The sequence below is a fragment of the Methylobacterium sp. WL19 genome, from assembly GCF_008040005.1.
Lineage (GTDB): Bacteria > Pseudomonadota > Alphaproteobacteria > Rhizobiales > Beijerinckiaceae > Methylobacterium > Methylobacterium bullatum.
This window is the reverse complement of sequence record NZ_VRVC01000279.1, coordinates 1-1,077: the sequence shown is the minus strand read 5'-3', so window position 1 is coordinate 1,077 and position 1,077 is coordinate 1. Positions and strand designations below refer to the sequence as shown.

The 1,077-nt window shown below is 73.7% G+C and carries 1 protein-coding gene and 1 pseudogene; both read right to left on the bottom strand.

Annotation, left to right across the window (positions count from 1 at the left end; all coding sequences use genetic code 11):
• Positions 1-848, bottom strand: an 848-nt coding sequence (locus FV220_RS25060) for an acetylserotonin O-methyltransferase (RefSeq protein ID WP_246689544.1), incomplete at its 3' end; no start/stop codon positions are given.
• Positions 849-902: 54 nt separating this feature from the next.
• Positions 903-1,077, bottom strand: a pseudogene (locus tag FV220_RS26325) (geranylgeranyl pyrophosphate synthase); the annotation flags it as partial.

Below are 1,077 nucleotides of genomic sequence, written 5' to 3'. Positions count from 1 at the left end.
ACCGCCGGCAGGTCGAACAGCCGGACGGCGAGGCCCGGCGTCGCCCGCATGGCCGCGCGCAGGAAAGCCCCCTCGCCGCCCCCCACATCCATCAGCAGGCGGTGCCGGTGCATGGGATAGGCGTCGAGGATGTCCTCGGCGATGAGGGATTGGGAGGCGGCCATGAGGGCCGAGTAGTCCGCCACCGCCTCGGCCGGGATCGCCGTGTCGCCGGCCGCTCCCGCATAGGGCCAATAGGCGGCGAGCCGGCTCGTGCCCCCCTCCCCGCGCAGGAGCGCCACCGGGTCGCGCAGATCCTCGTAGAGGAGCGCGTGGTGCTCGATCATCGCGGCGATGGAGGGATTGCCGATCAGCGCCGCGCCGAGATCGGCCAGGGCGAAGCGCCCGTCGGGCAGGCGCCGCAACAGTTCGAGCGAGGCGGCGGCGTCCAGCAGGCGCAACGCCCGCTCCGGCCTCAGGCAGGTCCGCTCGGCCAGGGCCTCGAGCCCGAGCGGGCCGGGGGCGAGGATCGCGAACAGGTCGAGCCTGATGCAGGCGAACAGGGTCTGCGAATAGACGAAGCCGGCGCAGAGATCGAATAGCGCGCGGGTGTTGCGCCGCGCGATCCCCCGCGTCAGCGGAAACGCGGCGGCCCAGCGCTGGAAGGCCGGATTGGCGATGGTGCGGTTGCGGAAGCCGAGCCAGCGCTCTTGCCAAGGCAGGGCTCGCTGTCGCCCTCCCCCCTCTGCGGGGGAGGGTGGCCCTCGCGTGAGCGAGGGTCGGGAGAGGGGAGCGCCATCTCCGGAGAGGTCGCCCCCTCTCCCGCGTGCTCCGCAGGCACCCTCCCCCGCAGAGGGGGGAGGGTTCATGATCGGCGTCGCGTCAGGCGCGGAATCGGCCCGCAACATCGGGGCAAGCCCCGCTCACGCCAATTCCCGCGCGAGGCTCGCCGGCAGGAACAGGCGCGTCTGCGCCTCGATCTCGGCGCGGAGTTGATCGGCGCCGGGGCAGGCGGGGATCACCTCCACGGCTTCCCGCACGAGGCGCTTGAGGCGCGCGAGCGCGCCGGCCATGCCGAGCAGGGCGGCGGCGTTGGGC